We start from the raw sequence: 16,272 nt of genomic DNA, 5'->3' as shown, positions 1-16,272 counted from the left end.
ATAATTTTACTTTTTAACCCATCATTTACTGCAACCAAATACTGAAAACATCTATTTATTTTAAACGCGACTCAGCTTGTTATTTATACACAACTTTCAACTCGGACGCAGTATTTTTTATATATGGCTTGAACCCATAAAGATGTAAATCAAAAACATCGTTAAATCTTATTTTTTCTTTTCATAAAACTTTTTCTGCTACTTTTTTACTCGGCCCAAGCGTAAAAAGACAGGAAATGTGATTTCAAATTCTTGCTCTAAATCTTGTAAATATTCAGCTAAATCTAACAATGCATGTTCAGCATACTGATCTTGATAATTTTTTATTGCCGACCATGTACTCAAATACTTGAGTAATTGCGCTGCTGTCCACTGATAAGTCATTGAAAATTTAGGAACAGTAATCTCATCAAAATCAAATGGAATCGTTTGATACGCTTCATCAATATACCGACGCTCTGCATCCCAACAGCCAGCAAGTTTTTCATAATACAGTGCTTGAATCATCGTATTGACCTGCTGATCTTGAATCTCAAGTAAGCCATAACCCACTATAGCAAGCAGACCATTTACCTTTAATGTGCGCCTAACTTCTGCATAAAATTTTTCAAAATCGAACCAATGAATCGCTTGAGCAACGCTAATAAGATCAAAACTTTGATTGGCGAATATTGTCTGTTCAGCAATTTGAATTTGATAACTGACATTTTCAAAATAAGGGGCAGATTGTAATTGGCTCTCACTCAAATCAGTTGCCACAATCTGTTCAAAATATGGTACCAAAAGCTGAGTAAACTGCCCTGAACCTGCACCACAGTCCCATGCAAAACTATGTTCAGGCGTATGTTTTAAAATTTCATGAATCACACTATGCGGATAATCTGGTCGAGCTTGTTTGTAAAGTTGGCTATTCTGAGAAAATAAATCTTTCATATGCTTCATTCTTATTTTTCTATTTAAGAAAAACTTTACACTGTTTTTATCACAAGAGAATGCATCCTGTTCGACAATTTTTCAAACTCTTGTAATGCCAAGCCAATAGATAAGATACAAACTTAATTTTGTACTGAGCGTATACTGAAAATTGTTTGCTCGATAGGCTGTAAATCATTAGTCATCTGATAATAACGAAAAAAATCCTGAACAAGTTCATTGTTCAGGATTTTTTAAAATATGGTGGCGAGACCCAGGATCGAACTGGGGACACACGGATTTTCAATCCGTTGCTCTACCTACTGAGCTATCACGCCGATGGGTCGTATTAAACAATCTAAGCCCGTACACGTCAAGTATTCAAATGCATTAATTTAATCAATAGTTTGTTTTTACATCAACTTTTCTCAAATAATGTATTATTCGGTGATATTTCACTCAATAAATTAGTATTAGAACTACTTTTATAATACATCTATACGTCCTATGACTTTTGAGTACATATAAAAAAACAGCCTTTCGGCTGTTTTTTCATGCATTTGATGAGAACAAGATTCTTAAAATTAAACTTTGCCCAAATGTGCCAAGCAACGGTGAATAGCACCACAGCCTGGTTCAAAAACTTTCACACCTTTTTCTTCTTCTATACGACAGACTTCTTCAACCAAACGCTCTGCTACACCACGCCCTCGATTGGCAGGATGCACCACAATATTTTCAAGGACTTTACTTTCACCCTGACCAGTACACCAAAGTGCACCAATAATCTTTGTATTAAATTCTGCAGTATAAAGTAAGGTATACTGAGCTAAGTTTTGCTCAAGTTGTTCTACTGCATCTTTACCATCACCGAATTCAGGACTTGTGTCGTACAATCGCTCAAGCTGATTGCGAACTTCCTCATTTTCAAGCGAAGTTTTAGCATGTACGGTAATAGGCATTGATTAACCCTCCAGAGCAATCTAATATGCGGTGATTTTCGTCACCACGAAAAAACATTTTTACATCAAGGTTTTATTTTTGACGTCTTTTGAGGAACGTGTCCATGGCGCAACGTATCAGTGAAGTTGTAAGAAACACCAACGAGACTAAAATCCGAGTTCGTTTGAATTTGGATGGTACGGGTCAAGGCACCCTCAATACAGGTATTCCATTTTTAGACCATATGATTGATCAAATCAAGCGTCATGGCTTATTTGACATTGATATTGAGTGCGATGGCGACCTTGAAATTGATGATCACCATACCGTTGAAGACTGTGGAATTACCTTAGGTCAAGCATTTGCTCAAGCTTTGGGTGATAAAAAAGGCTTAAAACGCTACGGTCATTTTTATGCACCGCTTGATGAATCTTTAAGCCGTGTAGTGGTCGATTTATCGGGTCGTCCAGGTTTATTTATGGATATTCCATTCACTCGTGCCATGATTGGTCGTTTTGATGTCGATTTATTCTCAGAATTTTTCCAAGGTTTCGTCAATCACTCACTCATGACTGTACATATTGACAATTTGAAAGGTAAAAACAGCCATCACCAAATTGAAAGTGTATTTAAAGCCTTTGCTCGTGCACTTCGTATGGCATGTGAAATTGATCCACGTGCTGAAAATACTGTGGCATCAACAAAAGGATCTTTGTAATGACCCGTATTGCCCTTCTTGATTATGGCATGGGAAACCTACATTCTGCTGCCAAAGCACTTGAACATGTTGGCGCAACGGTTGATGTAACCAATGACCCAAAACTCATTGCCCAAGCTGATAAGATCGTATTTCCGGGTGTTGGTGCGATGCGTGACTGTATTCAAGGCATGCATGAAGCTGGTATTGATGAAGTTGTGCGCCATGCTGCATTCAATAAGCCTGTTTTAGCAATTTGCGTCGGTATGCAGGCATTGCTTGAAACTTCCGAAGAAAATGGCGGTACAGATGCGCTAGGCATCTTCAAAGGTGCTGTAAAGCATTTCCCTGATGTTGAAGGCTTAAAAGTGCCCCATATGGGTTGGAATCAGGTGCATCAAGCCGATCCATCACATCCAATGTGGAAAGACATTGAGCAAGATGCTCGCTTTTATTTTGTACATAGCTACTATGTTCAACCACAAGATCAAAGCCTAGTTGCAGCGACCTGTAATTATGCCTTAGATTTTTGTACTGCAATTCATAAAGAAAATTTATTTGCAACACAGTTCCACCCTGAGAAAAGTCATACGGCAGGATTACAGTTATTGAAAAACTTTGTGGAATGGAAAATATAATTTAGATTTCCTTCATATCTGAAAATCCATAATACAGAGATCAAGTGACTTCGGTTACTTGATCTTTTTTTATAGTTAGATAACAATATTTTGAAATAATCGTATTTTTATTTTCAAGATCAATTCCACATATTATTTAGAATAATAAAGAGTATTTATGCAAAATAGAAATAAAACAAATCAACCTTCTGCTTATGTTGCTGATGGTCGTTGTGGTCGTGCGACCTACATTGCTTGGAACTTCCTCATCACCTTAATCATGTTTATCTGTTTTGCCATTGTGATTACAATCTATTGGAGCAGTATTAGCGTACTCTTCACTATGAATGAAGCCACACCTGAAACAGCAGATCAAATTATAAATGCCATTGCTCCGATCAATGCTTTTGGCTCGTTGATTAATTTTATTTTTATGTATTTTATGTTTGTTTTTTCCATTAAGCGTTTACATGATTTCAATAAATCAGGTTGGTTTTCCTTATTTAACCTCATCCCCATTGTAAATCTATTTTTTATCGTATGGCTCTCTATGAACATTGGTGATGAAGGCAAAAATGATTTCGGCTATCCACGCCCAACAAAAAAATGGGAATATATCCTTGCTTGGATCTCAATTATTTTCACTAGTCTAATTGGACTTAGTCTAATTGTCGCTTTAGTTCAAGTTTTTAAATTTTTATAAAAACTCATAAATTTAGCTATTTTAAATACAACACCATGATAGCCAACTCAATCTGAAATGTGATTACAACATCACTTTTCAGATTCATCACGCATGACAAAACCGCCTTCAATCGGTTGAACGCTAATTTTAATGTCGGCTTTTAAATTCAATGCCGCATAACGGTCTTTAATTTCACCCATAAGTTGCTCCATCGTTACATGACTCAAATCAAGCTCAGACTCAGCATAAGCTTTGGCAACCAGATCAGCTCGGCTATCTTGCTTTGTATCACTGCTTCTACGTTCTGTCATGCCTACAAGTTTGACCAACTCAACTAAACTTTGTGCGCTCGAGGGTGTTGAGTTCTGTAGCCATTTACTCATGGTACCTTTTGAGGATTCCAAAACACTCACGAGATCAGATGCTTTAATATTTTTTTCTTGAATGAGTTGTTTTAGACGCTTAGCACCTTCAACAAATAAATCATCATCCTTATCTGACATAAAACAATCTCCATTTTTCAATGCGTTAAAACTATCATTTTTTCAGCAAAATTTGTTATAAACATTCTAATTCTTCATCGTGAATATTGCCTGTGTTAGCACTTAAAAATAAACTTCCCGATAAAATACAGTGTATAGAAAAAATAATTTAATTGTATGAATATAAATTTCCATTAGAAAATTAAGCGTTAATGATTTCTTTTTGGGTGCATCATTAAGCATGGTGTAACCATTTTCTGCATTTATAAACATTCTAGCATCCATATTCCTACGATTCTGAACTCCTCTAGACCATATTTTAAACATACCTAATGAGTTAGTTTTATCTTAGAGCAAATTTTTGATTTTTCTTTATCAGATAAATCAAAAATATATTTATCAACATAAAAATTTATATCTTTAGAAAAATATGTTTTTATAAAAACCTTACAATTTTCAATTGCTCCATATGGCGATTCATTTATTCGACTACTGCTACTTATTCTTTGCAGAAATGGTTTATTTTTCTTCAATAGAATTAATGTAGAAATATCAATATTTCCTCTGTCTGAAAAATTTGTTGAAACTTCAACACTTTCTTCATTTATTTTTTTTAATTTAGCGTTGTCATAATATGAAATTTTATAATAATCAGTATTTCCTATTTTTAAACGATAAGCATTTTCTCCATACTTATCTGTATACTCAAACAGACATATTTTATTTTTTCCAACAGTGGAACAACTGTAATCTTTAGCTTTTGCCTCACAAGAAATTGAAATAAATAAGCCTATAAATATTAAAAAAAACTTATTTTTTATTTTTACATTGATCATACTTCATAACCTTTTTAAACTTGTCCAATTCTGGACTTTGGTAGGAAACAAAAAGAATAAACAATTGGGTATTCATTACACCCAAATCGCAAGTGATGATTGGTACGGTTTCATCACTGGTTTTAAAAACTGTAAGCAAAGTATTGCTAAGTTTTTTACCGTAGGTATTGAAGGTAATAATTGTAAAATAAGGCATCGAATTAGGCGGGATTTAACAGCAGTCGCAAAGTTGCCCGACTTTGAAAAATGGCTTTAGCTATATTTCAAAGCATCGAGCTACTATTCAAATTACTTATATTTTTTTAAGAATTTAATCCTTTCTTGTGTCATTTCTGTAGAACATTCTAAGCTTTCTAAACGACCATTTGAGCCACTTTCTTCTTCAAAATAAATATTACAATTAGCTTCTTTTTTAGAAACCCAAACCCTTTGCAAAGATTTTAATTCGCTTGCTTTAACTTTAGTAAGTTGCTTTATTTTGTGTTGATAAACAATATTTAAATTACTGTCGTACTTATCATATCTTTGTGCAGCACATTCAATCATTTCAATTTGATTTGGTTCTTTTAGGGAACAAACTGAACTAATAGAATCAGCATAACAAGATGTTGTTAAAAGCAATAATATTCCAAATAATGGTTTTTTATTCATAACAATCACATTTCATTCCTTTTTCAAACCAATCCGCCTCACCACGTCTACGTGGAGGTAATCCAGGAGCTGAACCACCTTCCCAGAAATGAGCCATATCTCGTAAAGTATCAGGAATTGTTTCAATTTTACCACTTTTAAGGGCTTCACTAATCTGTCGCATATGTTTACGCGTTAGACCTTTTTTACCTGGTGGAGGGTCTTGTAATCCCTTTCCTCTGTTAAATACCAATGAAAGTAAAGCACCTTGACAATGTGGGTGTAAATTAAGCAATTCGGGATAAATATCAACAGCCCATTGCGGAACTATCAATTCGTTGCGCTCTATACCAGTACATTTTTTGCCTTGGTCATCATTTTATTTTTGGCAATATTTCTATTTATACCTAGTTTGGACGAGATTCAACAACGTAGATCAGACGTTGCATGGCTAGAAAAGAAAAACAGCTTAGACATCAAAAATTGTGATGGAAAAGCATGTGTAAGGATTATGAAAAATAACTGTCATGGAATAGACAAAGATTACTGTGTGATTGACACTAAATAATTTCAGGCGGTACTTTGCTCTGCTCTTGGTCACGACCAAATAAATACAGCAGTCGCAAAGTTGCCCGACTTTGAAATAAGCCTAAAGCCAATTTTCAAAGCGTCGAGCTACTATTGAAATTACTTATATTTTTTTAAAAATTTAATGCGATCATAAGTCATATCAATTTCACACTGCATAGCATCAAAGTGACTTTCACGTCCGTAATTAACTTCATCCACTACACATTTACTTTTTTTCTCTTTAATCCAATTACGTTGTAATCGTTGCAACTCTTCCTTTCGATTTTTTTTAAATCAGCCATTTTTTGCTTATAAGCTATGTTGAGCTTTTTATCTGCAACCCTATACTCATCAATATAACAACCTAAAATATCATTGTGCATTGTACTGTTTGGAACACATTTAACTTGATAGTCTGCATCGGCAAACGCCAAAGTGCTACCAAACACCATTATTAAAATGAATAAATAAAATTTGCTATTCATAATGTGAATTCGACTTACTTTTTTATCAAGGACATATTCTTAATATTGATATTATAACGTTGTTTAATCCAGTTCCCACTTGATGCTGTTCCTGACATTTCAATAATGTATAACGTGTTTTTCTTCACTTTAAAGTCTAAATATGGAGAAATATCAGGATAATAATTAAAGGAATAACATTGAATAGAGTCTCTACCTAAAAGCTCAAGCAGAAGATAATCATCGGTATTAATTTTAAATTCACTGACTTTAGATGAAATAGCTATCCGTGCAGAGTTAATGACTTTACAGTTATTTACATTAAAATTTTTCGCTTTGCTTAAATGGATTGTATCCATATCAGATGCAAACACAGTACTCGTAGCAAAAAATACAATTATTGGAATGAATTTCATATTACTTAATACTCATTTAGATTCACAACTGACATTAGAAACTAAATTCTTGTTTGTATGATATCGAAGCCATGTACTTTTACCGCCCTTACTTTGACTCAACTTACTTGTCGAAAAGCTATAATTACCTATTTCTTTATCTTTAACTTTTGAGCATAACTCCTTAATTTTCATAAGTGGTATTAGCTTTAATAAGTTAGCTTTACGTCCACAGTAATCATTAAATCCTCCGTTGACAAGTATAGTCACATAATGCAAATCATCTAAATCAGAGTATGTATTACCATTACCCCAAATTGAACCTTTAGACCAATACCATGTAGCAGAATGTACGACATGGTCAGGATCAGAAGCTACTAGATCTAAATTAGCAAGAGTAAATTTCACCCCAACGGCCGCACCATATTTAGCATAATTTGTATTATGTGTTAGTTGTATTAATCCTCTACCATGATAAGCAGATCCACCAAAATAGCCATTCCATCCACTAGGGATAGAACCATTTCTATTTTTATATTCTTCAGTAGTCCTAAAGTGATCACCTTCGCATGAAATTTGGGCGAGAAAATGGGCTTTCCTCATACAAGTATTTATTTCATATTCTTTCATATACTTATTAATTAATTCTAAGAATTTACTCACATCCATATTTTTAATTTTGGGATATTGAGATCGGTTAAATAGCCCTTTGGATAAAGCCTCTTTAGGAAGTATTTGTTGTAATAAATCTAAAGTAATATCTTTTGTGCAAAAGCACTCTTTTCTATCATCAACGAAGGTATTAGTTAAATTTTGTTGAGAACTAACAGGCTGAGAGCTTCCCGAACTTCCGCTCCCTGCATCACCAACAACATGCGATTGTTGATATAATATTTTAGCTCCACAGGTTAAAGAATCCCCTACAAAAGCCACAGCCTTACCATCAAAAATAACATGATCATTGCTTTTAACAACGGTTGACCAAAATTTACATTTAGGGCAGAAATGCCCATCTCCTGCTCTGACAAAAGTATTGCCTTCTTGAGAACTTCTTAACTGTGTAGAAGGAATAATTCCACCGTGATCAGTCGGTGCATTGTGAATCGCAAAACCTTTCATTATCTCAGCCCTTAAAATTTAGTCATGACTAAGAAAATTCTTAGGTGTTGGTTGATCTTTAAAAATACGGATCGTGATTCCTGTAGCAGGACTATCCACAATTTCATCGCCATTTTCTAAACGACGACCAACAGATAACCCTCTAACTTTCCAAACATCCGAAGATGCTTTCACCAAACCACCCTGTTTTGTTTTAGCCCCATTCGTAGCTAAATGATAAATCGTATGAGGTTTATTATCGTAATAAAGCTGTTCAGCTTTAAGAGTTTGTTTAATAGGTAATTCATTAAAAAAGATAGGACTAGTCATTTTTATATTCTTGAAATTATTGTGACAAAGTTAACATAAAAAGCAATTAAGAAAAAGTGATACACAAATCATTTCCAATAAGAACCGAGCAAATGCCTACGAGCAATTATCTGCTATAAAAGTTTTGCTCCTCTCCGCCCTTTTCTATGATTATAAATTTTCTGTTGCGACTAAATGAAATTAACTGAGCAAGAACTCCGTAGAACATCCCCCTAAAATGGACAGTGGAAGATTTAGATGACTAATCCAAATGATAATTTTGACGAGCAACTTTATATTTTATAGGCGCATTAAAAATGCTGTATTCAGGAATTAGACAAAATAATTTACAGGCTCCGATTGAACTATCAATTCGTTGCGCTCTATGTCAGTACCTTTGTTACCTTGGTCATCATTTTATTTTTGGCAATATTTCTATTTGTACCTAGTTTGGACGAGATTCAACAACTTAGATCAGACGTTGCATAGCTAGAACAGAAAAACAGCTTAGACATCAAAAATTGTGATGGAAAAGCATGTGTAAGGATTATGAAAAATAACTGTCATGGAATAGACAAAGATTACTGTGTGATTGACCCTAAATAATTTCAGGCGGTACTTTGCTCTGCTCTTGGTCACGACCAAATAAATACAGCAGATGTAAAGTTACCCGACTTTGAAATATGGCTAAAGCCTATTTTCAAAGCATCGAGCTATTTAAATTAACATACCTAATTAGTTAGTTTTATCTTAGAGTTAGAGAAATTTTTTGATTTTTCTTTATCCGATAATTTATAGGCTCTATTTACTCGCAAAAAATATTATTTTTCTTTAGCTTATTATTTATAATTTCATAATCCATATCATAATTAGGCTCAAATTCTAGAGTAGAACCTTTATTATTTTTATATGAAATACCATTGATTAATGCACCTTGAGTTTCAATTACATAAGTTCCTGAAGGCTTTCCTTTTATATATTCTATATAGTTTTGCTTCAAAATATATGGTCTTCCCTCATCCGTTGGTATGGCGATTTTTTTGACATATTTAACTTTAATAGGCTTCAAATATGGGTAATACATAATTGAATCTAAATTAGGAAATTTCTTTGAATTAAATAGAATAAATCCGTTATTAGATGTCGGGATACAGCGATACGGTTCAATAGGTTTAGCAAATAATGATGAATTAAAAATACAAATAGAAAAAATCAAAATAATCTTATTCATTTTATTTCACCTATTCTTTTTTTAGCCCAAACAACAGCTTTATCCGCTGAAAAACCATATCTTGAACTTTTTTCATTTTTACTTTTATTTTTCCAACCAAATGGCGCTTCCTTACCTTCTGCCATTTCTAAAAATCTTTGGTATCCAAGTTTTGCTTGAGCAACATCTTTAGTTTTTCCCTTATTTGTTGGACGTTCCGGATCATTCCATAATCCCCAACCAAAAGACTCTCCCGTCATATTTTTATATGTATAACTTGTATTGAAATCAAAATTAGAAATATTTGCCAATATTTTGGGTTCTGTATTTTTGCATTTCAGAATTTTTAACTGTGTAATAGCTTTATCAAAGTATTGTTTTCTATCATTCCAACCATTAAATCCAACATTAATTAAAGCAGTAATACCGATAAAATCATTTTTTAATACTAATGTACTTAAATCTATTGATTTACCATAATGCCAATACCATATTGCTGAACCAACTGCATGTTTAGGGATAGTTGCTATTTTCTTCCTATTTTCTCCAAGAAAGTTTTCATTGGCATATTTTCCATAATTTTCATAGTTACCTGGACCAGTTAATTGGATTAGTCCTCTACCTTTATAACCTTTATATCTAGAAGCTTCTTCTGCATCTGAAATACCTATTTCTTCTAAATATTTAAATGAACCAGATTCATGTAGAACTTGGCATAAAAAATGAGATTTTTCTAAACAGCTTGTCATTTTATATTTTTTAAATTGTTCATTTAACGCTTGCAAATACTCTTCTGATTTTTTTGCTAGGGGTGCTATTCCTTTAAGTTCTGCAATTGTTAAATCCCTGTTACAAGCACAAGTTTCTTCTTCTTTTTTTTCTTTATCATCTACCAAACTATTAGTTAAATTTTGCTGAGAATTAACAGGCTGAGAGCTTGATCGAGCAGAGCTACCCGAACTTCCGCCCCCTGCATCACCAACAACATGCGATTGTTGATATAATATTTTCGCTCCACAGGTCAAAGAATCCCCTACAAAAGCCACTGCCTTCCCATCAAAAATGACATGATCATTGCTTTTGATAACGGTTGACCAACACTTACATTTAGGACAGAAATGCCCATCTCCTGCTCTGACAAAAGTATTACCTTCTTGAGAACTTCTTAACTGTGTAGAAGGAATAATTCCACCGTGATCAGTCGGTGCATTGTGAATCGCAAAACCTTTCATTATCTCAGCCCTTAAAATTTAGTCATGACTAAGAAAATTCTTAGGTATTGGTTGATCTTTAAAAATACGGATCGTGATTCCTGTAGCAGAACTATCCACAATTTCATCGCCATTTTCTAAACGACTACCAGCCAATGCCACAGAAGCCCCTTCAACAATACAAACGTCACCTGCACCTGAAATAATTTTAGAAATTGTGCCATCGGCATAAATCACATCATCCCCAACACGACCAATAGATAAGCTCTTAATTTTCCAAACATCCGAAGATGCTTTCAATAAACCACCTTGTTTAGTCTTAGCCCCATTAACAGCTAAATAATAAGTTGTATGAGGTTTATTATCGTAATAAAGCTGTTCAGCATTAAGAGTTTGTTCAATAGGTAATTCATGAGAAAAGATAGGACTAGTCATTTTTATATTCTTAAAATTATTGTGACAAAGTTAACATAAAAAGCAATTAAGAAAAAGTAATACATAAATCATTTCCAATGAGAACCGAGCAAATGCCTACGAGCAATTATCTGCTATAAAAGTTTTGCGCATCTCCGCCCTTTTCTATGATTATAAATTTTCTGTTGCGACTAAATGAAATTAACTGAGTAAGAACTCCGCAGAACATCCCCTAAAATGGGTAGTGGAAGATTTAGATGACCAATCCAAATGATAATTTAGACGAGCAACTTTATATTTTATAGGCGCATGAAAAATGCTGTATTTAGGAGTTAGACAAAATAATTTACAAGCTCCGATTGAACTATCAATTCGTTACGCTCTATGCCAGTACCTTTGTTACCTTGGTCATCATTTTATTTTTGGTAATATTTCTATCTGTACCTAGTTTGGACGAGATTCAACAACCTAGATCAGACGTTGCATGGCTAGAACAGAAAAACAGCTTAGACATCAAAAATTGTGATGGAAAAGCATGTGTAAGGATTATGAAAAATAACTGTCATGGAATAGACAAAGATTACTGTGTGATTGACCCTAAATAATTTCAGGCGGTACTTTGCCCTGCTCTTGGTCACGACCAAATAAATATAACAGTCGCAAAGTTGCCCGACTTTGAAAAATGGCTTTAGCCATTTTTCAAAGCATCGAGCTATTTATTATTTTTTACATTCAGATAAATATTTTTCAATCATGAAATTAACAATATCCGTTTCTCCTCGAGCTTCTCTTGTTTTTTCCTTGTTATAAGTGCTCCATACTTCATTCAAATGATCTTTAATATATGTAACCATACATTCTTTATACGGCTCTGGAGTGCTTTCATGAATGTGTTTTAAGAATTTTTCTTGATGTTTAGCTTTAGAATTACTACAACCAAATAGTGAGATCATAAGGATTAGTCCTATACTTAATTTTTTCATTTTTTTATTAATGTATCATTCATCAATAGACATAGGTTCTCATTATTGAAATATAGATTTCAAAGTATCTATTTTATAGTTAAATTTAATAATTGCATTCAACTTCTTTACTCAGCATGAAGATAGATATTTTTTTTTCAACCAGTTCTTCTGTTGGAGGGGTTTCTCTAAAATCTAAATTTAATCTTATATTTGTTTTAAATAAAAAAACCCCCAATAAAGTCAATAATACCATTGTGGAAACAAATATAATCTTATTATTTATTTTTGATTTATAAAAAATTGTTAAATAAATAACAAACAATAATAGTAAATTTTTTAAAAACCCGTAACTAAAGAAATAATATTCTTTAAAACCATTTAATTGCATTAGCCAAACATCAAATATTCCAAAAGTTTTAAAAGGACAATATACATTAACAATAGAGAATGAAAATATTGTAATTAAGGATATAATTAAAACCAAATAAATTTTTCTAAACATTAGCTTTCTGCTCTAATCCCTATACCTATTGTTTGCGACTCATCCTTATCATTTCCTGCTGTAAATTTAAATTTACCGTCATACCATAAGAAAACTGAATCGCTTCCATCAGTAGACCCAGCATTAACACAACCATTTTTCACAAATATATCTCGAAAATCATCATAAGTAGTGGCTCCTCCAGTGCCATTTTCCTGAGCAACAATAATAACTTCTCCTGTTGCAGATACTCCTAACCCAGCTCTTCCACTTCTATTGTCACCTGCATGAAGTGCAGCATATTTTGAATTACTTCTTTGTGTTAAATATTTTTTATGTTGTGGTAAAGGTTCACCTTTTAGCACAGCACCAGTCAAAGTCTTATTATATGTATTACTTATTCCATATTTTAATCCATTAACAATTAAGGGACAAAGCCCACCTATTCCAGTATAAAATCCTTGCTTATTATTTAGATCTCCTTGCCCCATATACCAACTATAGTCTTGCTTTTGAGCAATGTAGAACATTAAAGGTGAACTACCACCATATAATTTACCAGTACCTAATAATACAAAACCTTGATTAATTGAATCTTTAGCTGGTACTGGATCATGACCAGCAACAACATCAATATATCCATCTCTTGTTAAGCTATACCAACATGCATTAATGCAGACTGTTAGTTTTGCTTTAGATTGTGCTCGAATTACAGTATCACTAAAAAACTCTTCTTCTTCACGAACTATAGGTACTAATCTAGACTTTCCTTTAATTTTTATAACATGGAACCCATTATCTATTCTATATTCAATATTAGACATTTTAAATCCTTTAATTTTTTGTTTTTAAATTCGTAATAATTTTTATTAAATATTCCTGACTTTTCAAATCCCAGTTTAAGTTTTCAATGTAATTTAATATATAATGATATCTAGATAAGCCTTGCATTATTACAATATCTGATCTTTTATTAGAAAATTGCTTTTTATGTTGTTCTGTTGCTTCATTTAATATGTTGAACTGCTCTGAAATTGAATCAACACCCTCTTCATTTGTATGAAATTGCCTTAAATTTTTTTCTAAATTTAAAGGTTCTCCGTTAATTTCAATATTTTTCACTTCTGGAATATTCTTAGGAGGAATAAAGTAGGCAACTCCATTTTCAGCAATCCAAACTTCTTTTAGTGGAGAACCATTAATCAATAACTTATCTGTTGAATTTATTTTTTCCCCATCTAAACGTTCTATTCGAGCAAGAATTCCCATTACAGGAAAATGAACATCAGGAGTTATTTTAGCTTTAGGAATTACATCACATGGAGGCAGTAAATGCTGTAGATGTGTAGCCTTTAGGCTAGCAACTGATGCTTCATTGAAAATATGTTGCCCTGCAAAAACTTTAAACTCCCCAGGTGTTTTTATAATTATACCATCAGAGGAAATAATAATTTGTGAACCACCAGCCATGACTATGCCATTTGTAATTTTATAGATAGAATTAATTTAGTATAACTTAATAATCTTATAAGTATGACTTTTATTGTTGCCATTCAACTTCGAGACAGTATTGTTATAGCAATCGACAACAAGCATCTTCTTTTAAAAGATAAAAAATTAGATGAATATCAAGAATATGAAGATTCAAAACTATATGCATGGCATAGTGGAATTATCACTGGTACAGGTGAACACTATGTCATTGATAAAGCCATTCGCCTCTTTATCAATAATGCTGAATCTGACCTTGAAAAGCTCCCTGCATGCTTGAATATTTCAAGACAAATTAGAGAGATGGAAGTTGGACAGCATGAACAAATTCAATTATCTAAAATTTTGTACTCCAGTTATAGTGAAAATGGAGCAAAACTTTTTGCAGTAGAATTAAATGAAGAGTCTGGTTTGTATCAAACCAGTGAATTTAAAGAAAATGACTTAATCATTTGGCTATTCAATCAAAATATTCAAAGCATTACAGAACATTTAAAAACTTTATATGCCAATCCTCGCCCCCGATCTTCATTCACTCGAGTCGAAGACTGGATTGATTATTATATTTCAGCCATTGCAAAAATATATGAAAAACAAAGTCATATTGACTCTTGGATGAGCAGTAGCTTTGATATATTTTTTCAAACTAAAGATCACTATTTTTATCAATACATTGAAAATAATAGAAACTTTATTTGAAATAAACGATTAATTATTTTAAATACTTTTAGAACCTTTGAAAGTATTGCTATCAGATGGTTTCATTTAAGATTAGCATATAAATGCTCTTATATAACCCAACAACAAATAGAATATGCAGATGCCTATGCTACGCTTTTATTCTATCAAGAATTACACGCTAGAGGCTCAATTTAGCCACTACGATAGAAAAATTGGCTTCATCATTAGGAAAATTGGGCTTTCTTGGCAATAAAATCCATGACTAGCACTTAGAAATTGATCAATACTTTGCTAAGATTAGCGCCAATAAATTCCTTATGAAATTAGGCAAGGAGCGAAAGCATGCTGATCATCCCTGCAATTGACCTGAAAGATGGCAAATGTGTTCGTTTAAAACAAGGTCGTATGGAAGACGATACTGTATTTTCTGATGATCCTGTAGCCACTGCACAGCATTGGGTCAATGAAGGTGCACGCCGTCTACATCTTGTTGATTTAAATGGTGCTTTTGCAGGTACGCCTATTCATAAGCCTGTGGTTGAAGCGATCTGTAAAGCACAGCCTGAACTACCTATTCAAATTGGTGGCGGTATTCGTTCATTCGAAACCATTGAACACTACTTAGATGCAGGTGTGTCTTTTGTCATCATTGGTACAAAAGCAGTTCAAGACCCTGAATTTGTAGAAGAAGCATGTAAGAAATTTGCAGGTCATATCATTGTCGGTATTGATGCTATTAATGGCATGGTTGCAACTGATGGTTGGGCGAATGTTACAGATGTTAAAGCGACTGATCTTGCGAAACGTTTTGCAGATGCAGGCGTATCAAGCATTGTGTATACCGACATTGCCCGTGATGGCATGATGCAAGGTGTAAACGTTGAACAAACCGTTCATCTTGCTGAATATTCTGGTTTACCTGTGATTGCTTCAGGTGGCGTAACTAACCTAGATGACGTTCGCAACTTAAAAGGTCAACCCGGTATTTTAGGTGCGATTACTGGTCGTGCCATTTACGAGAACACTTTGAACTTACGTGAAGCACAATTACTTTTAGATACGCAGTCGCTTTAAGTCACTCCGTATTTAAACCCAAAAAGAGGTCGATATGACCTCTTTTTTCTTTGTGATAATGTTCTATTTTCATTGTTAACTAGCCTTATCATTTTACCGAAAGATTCA

At 33.3% G+C, this 16,272-nt stretch carries 19 protein-coding genes, 1 tRNA gene and 7 pseudogenes; 8 read left to right on the top strand and 19 right to left on the bottom strand.

Annotation, left to right across the window (positions count from 1 at the left end; translation table 11 throughout):
* Positions 1-198 precede the first annotated feature (198 nt).
* The 3 genes from ACK2M2_RS00485 to ACK2M2_RS00475 all read right to left on the bottom strand — a co-directional run bounded on the left by ACK2M2_RS00485 (position 199) and on the right by ACK2M2_RS00475 (position 1,874).
* Positions 199-933 carry a class I SAM-dependent methyltransferase gene (locus ACK2M2_RS00485; RefSeq protein ID WP_419345789.1) on the bottom strand — a complete coding sequence of 245 codons (735 nt, stop codon included), beginning with the start codon at positions 931-933 and terminating at the stop codon, positions 199-201.
* Positions 934-1,174: 241 nt separating this feature from the next.
* Positions 1,175-1,250 (bottom strand) — tRNA-Phe (locus ACK2M2_RS00480).
* Positions 1,251-1,496: 246 nt separating this feature from the next.
* A complete protein-coding gene (locus ACK2M2_RS00475; RefSeq protein WP_419345788.1) occupies positions 1,497-1,874 on the bottom strand; it encodes a GNAT family N-acetyltransferase in 378 nt (125 codons plus the stop codon).
* Between the two features lie 104 nt (positions 1,875-1,978).
* Between ACK2M2_RS00475 and hisB the strand changes: the two genes are divergently transcribed.
* The 3 genes from hisB to ACK2M2_RS00460 all read left to right on the top strand — a co-directional run bounded on the left by hisB (position 1,979) and on the right by ACK2M2_RS00460 (position 3,871).
* A complete protein-coding gene (gene hisB, locus ACK2M2_RS00470) occupies positions 1,979-2,572 on the top strand; it encodes an imidazoleglycerol-phosphate dehydratase HisB (protein ID WP_409509852.1) in 594 nt (197 codons plus the stop codon).
* Positions 2,572-3,189, top strand: coding sequence for an imidazole glycerol phosphate synthase subunit HisH (gene hisH / locus ACK2M2_RS00465; RefSeq protein ID WP_419345787.1), 618 nt, complete (start codon positions 2,572-2,574; stop codon positions 3,187-3,189). Before hisB ends, hisH begins: the two co-directional genes overlap by 1 nt.
* Positions 3,190-3,346: 157 nt before the next feature.
* A complete protein-coding gene (locus ACK2M2_RS00460) occupies positions 3,347-3,871 on the top strand; it encodes a DUF805 domain-containing protein (RefSeq protein ID WP_419345786.1) in 525 nt (174 codons plus the stop codon).
* A gap of 71 nt (positions 3,872-3,942) precedes the next feature.
* Here the strand turns inward: ACK2M2_RS00460 and ACK2M2_RS00455 are convergent, their stop codons facing one another.
* Positions 3,943-4,356 carry a transcriptional regulator gene (locus ACK2M2_RS00455; RefSeq protein WP_409509849.1) on the bottom strand — a complete coding sequence of 138 codons (414 nt, stop codon included), beginning with the start codon at positions 4,354-4,356 and terminating at the stop codon, positions 3,943-3,945.
* 308 nt (positions 4,357-4,664) lie between these two features.
* Complete coding sequence (locus tag ACK2M2_RS00450; protein WP_419345785.1) at positions 4,665-5,171, bottom strand: hypothetical protein; 507 nt, start codon at positions 5,169-5,171, stop codon at positions 4,665-4,667.
* Positions 5,172-5,196: 25 nt separating this feature from the next.
* Here ACK2M2_RS00450 and ACK2M2_RS00445 point away from each other — a divergent pair.
* Positions 5,197-5,379, top strand: a pseudogene (locus ACK2M2_RS00445) (IS1 family transposase); the annotation flags it as partial.
* Between the two features lie 80 nt (positions 5,380-5,459).
* Here the strand turns inward: ACK2M2_RS00445 and ACK2M2_RS00440 are convergent.
* Both ACK2M2_RS00440 and ACK2M2_RS00435 read right to left on the bottom strand, forming a co-directional pair.
* The gene (locus tag ACK2M2_RS00440) at positions 5,460-5,822 is read right to left on the bottom strand and encodes a lysozyme inhibitor LprI family protein (protein WP_419345784.1); all 363 of its coding nucleotides are present in this window, start codon (positions 5,820-5,822) and stop codon (positions 5,460-5,462) included.
* Entirely contained in the window at positions 5,815-6,135 is a 321-nt protein-coding gene (locus ACK2M2_RS00435) for a hypothetical protein (protein WP_419345783.1), read from the bottom strand. The genes ACK2M2_RS00440 and ACK2M2_RS00435 overlap by 8 nt, the downstream gene beginning before the upstream one ends.
* Between ACK2M2_RS00435 and ACK2M2_RS00430 the strand changes: the two are divergent.
* Positions 6,127-6,369 (top strand): annotated as a pseudogene (locus ACK2M2_RS00430) (hypothetical protein); the annotation flags it as partial. The gene ACK2M2_RS00435 and the pseudogene ACK2M2_RS00430 overlap by 9 nt on opposite strands.
* 119 nt (positions 6,370-6,488) lie before the next feature.
* Here ACK2M2_RS00430 and ACK2M2_RS00425 read toward each other — a convergent pair.
* From ACK2M2_RS00425 to ACK2M2_RS00405, 5 genes and pseudogenes are all read right to left on the bottom strand, one after another.
* Positions 6,489-6,754, bottom strand: a pseudogene (locus tag ACK2M2_RS00425) (lysozyme inhibitor LprI family protein).
* A gap of 116 nt (positions 6,755-6,870) precedes the next feature.
* The gene (locus tag ACK2M2_RS00420) at positions 6,871-7,251 is read right to left on the bottom strand and encodes a hypothetical protein (RefSeq protein ID WP_419345782.1); all 381 of its coding nucleotides are present in this window, start codon (positions 7,249-7,251) and stop codon (positions 6,871-6,873) included.
* A gap of 12 nt (positions 7,252-7,263) precedes the next feature.
* Positions 7,264-7,710, bottom strand: a pseudogene (locus ACK2M2_RS00415) (glycoside hydrolase family 19 protein); the annotation flags it as partial.
* A gap of 300 nt (positions 7,711-8,010) precedes the next feature.
* Positions 8,011-8,352, bottom strand: a pseudogene (locus ACK2M2_RS00410) (PAAR domain-containing protein); the annotation flags it as partial.
* 15 nt (positions 8,353-8,367) lie between these two features.
* Complete coding sequence (locus ACK2M2_RS00405) at positions 8,368-8,658, bottom strand: hypothetical protein (protein WP_419345781.1); 291 nt, start codon at positions 8,656-8,658, stop codon at positions 8,368-8,370.
* A gap of 294 nt (positions 8,659-8,952) precedes the next feature.
* Here ACK2M2_RS00405 and ACK2M2_RS00400 point away from each other — a divergent pair.
* A pseudogene (locus ACK2M2_RS00400) lies at positions 8,953-9,243 on the top strand (hypothetical protein); the annotation flags it as partial.
* Positions 9,244-9,442: 199 nt separating this feature from the next.
* On the opposite strand, the gene ACK2M2_RS00395 reads toward ACK2M2_RS00400, so the two are convergent.
* The 7 genes and pseudogenes from ACK2M2_RS00395 to ACK2M2_RS00365 all read right to left on the bottom strand — a co-directional run bounded on the left by ACK2M2_RS00395 (position 9,443) and on the right by ACK2M2_RS00365 (position 14,388).
* Positions 9,443-9,868, bottom strand: a complete 426-nt coding sequence (locus ACK2M2_RS00395) for a hypothetical protein (protein WP_419345780.1) — start codon at positions 9,866-9,868, stop codon at positions 9,443-9,445.
* Positions 9,869-10,743: 875 nt separating this feature from the next.
* Positions 10,744-11,082 (bottom strand): annotated as a pseudogene (locus ACK2M2_RS00390) (PAAR domain-containing protein); the annotation flags it as partial.
* Between the two features lie 15 nt (positions 11,083-11,097).
* Positions 11,098-11,493, bottom strand: a complete 396-nt coding sequence (locus ACK2M2_RS00385; RefSeq protein WP_419345779.1) for a PAAR domain-containing protein — start codon at positions 11,491-11,493, stop codon at positions 11,098-11,100.
* A gap of 698 nt (positions 11,494-12,191) precedes the next feature.
* Complete coding sequence (locus ACK2M2_RS00380; RefSeq protein WP_419345778.1) at positions 12,192-12,455, bottom strand: hypothetical protein; 264 nt, start codon at positions 12,453-12,455, stop codon at positions 12,192-12,194.
* A gap of 85 nt (positions 12,456-12,540) precedes the next feature.
* Positions 12,541-12,939, bottom strand: coding sequence for a hypothetical protein (locus tag ACK2M2_RS00375; protein ID WP_419345777.1), 399 nt, complete (start codon positions 12,937-12,939; stop codon positions 12,541-12,543).
* Positions 12,939-13,742, bottom strand: a complete 804-nt coding sequence (locus ACK2M2_RS00370; protein WP_419345776.1) for a phosphodiester glycosidase family protein — start codon at positions 13,740-13,742, stop codon at positions 12,939-12,941. Before ACK2M2_RS00370 ends, ACK2M2_RS00375 begins: the two co-directional genes overlap by 1 nt.
* Before the next feature lie 10 nt (positions 13,743-13,752).
* Positions 13,753-14,388 carry a hypothetical protein gene (locus ACK2M2_RS00365; RefSeq protein WP_419345775.1) on the bottom strand — a complete coding sequence of 212 codons (636 nt, stop codon included), beginning with the start codon at positions 14,386-14,388 and terminating at the stop codon, positions 13,753-13,755.
* 63 nt (positions 14,389-14,451) lie between these two features.
* On the opposite strand from ACK2M2_RS00365, the gene ACK2M2_RS00360 reads away from it, so the two are divergent.
* On the top strand, positions 14,452-15,108 hold the full coding sequence (locus tag ACK2M2_RS00360) for a hypothetical protein (protein WP_419345774.1): 657 nt from the start codon (positions 14,452-14,454) through the stop codon (positions 15,106-15,108).
* Between the two features lie 324 nt (positions 15,109-15,432).
* Positions 15,433-16,164, top strand: coding sequence for a 1-(5-phosphoribosyl)-5-[(5-phosphoribosylamino)methylideneamino]imidazole-4-carboxamide isomerase (hisA, locus tag ACK2M2_RS00355; RefSeq protein ID WP_419345773.1), 732 nt, complete (start codon positions 15,433-15,435; stop codon positions 16,162-16,164).
* Positions 16,165-16,272 lie beyond the last annotated feature (108 nt).

Origin of the sequence: Acinetobacter sp. TY1 (genome assembly GCF_048551395.1) — a bacterium.
GTDB lineage: Bacteria > Pseudomonadota > Gammaproteobacteria > Pseudomonadales > Moraxellaceae > Acinetobacter.
The sequence above is the reverse complement of the archived record's forward strand: the minus strand, read 5'-3'. Positions and strand labels throughout refer to the sequence as shown.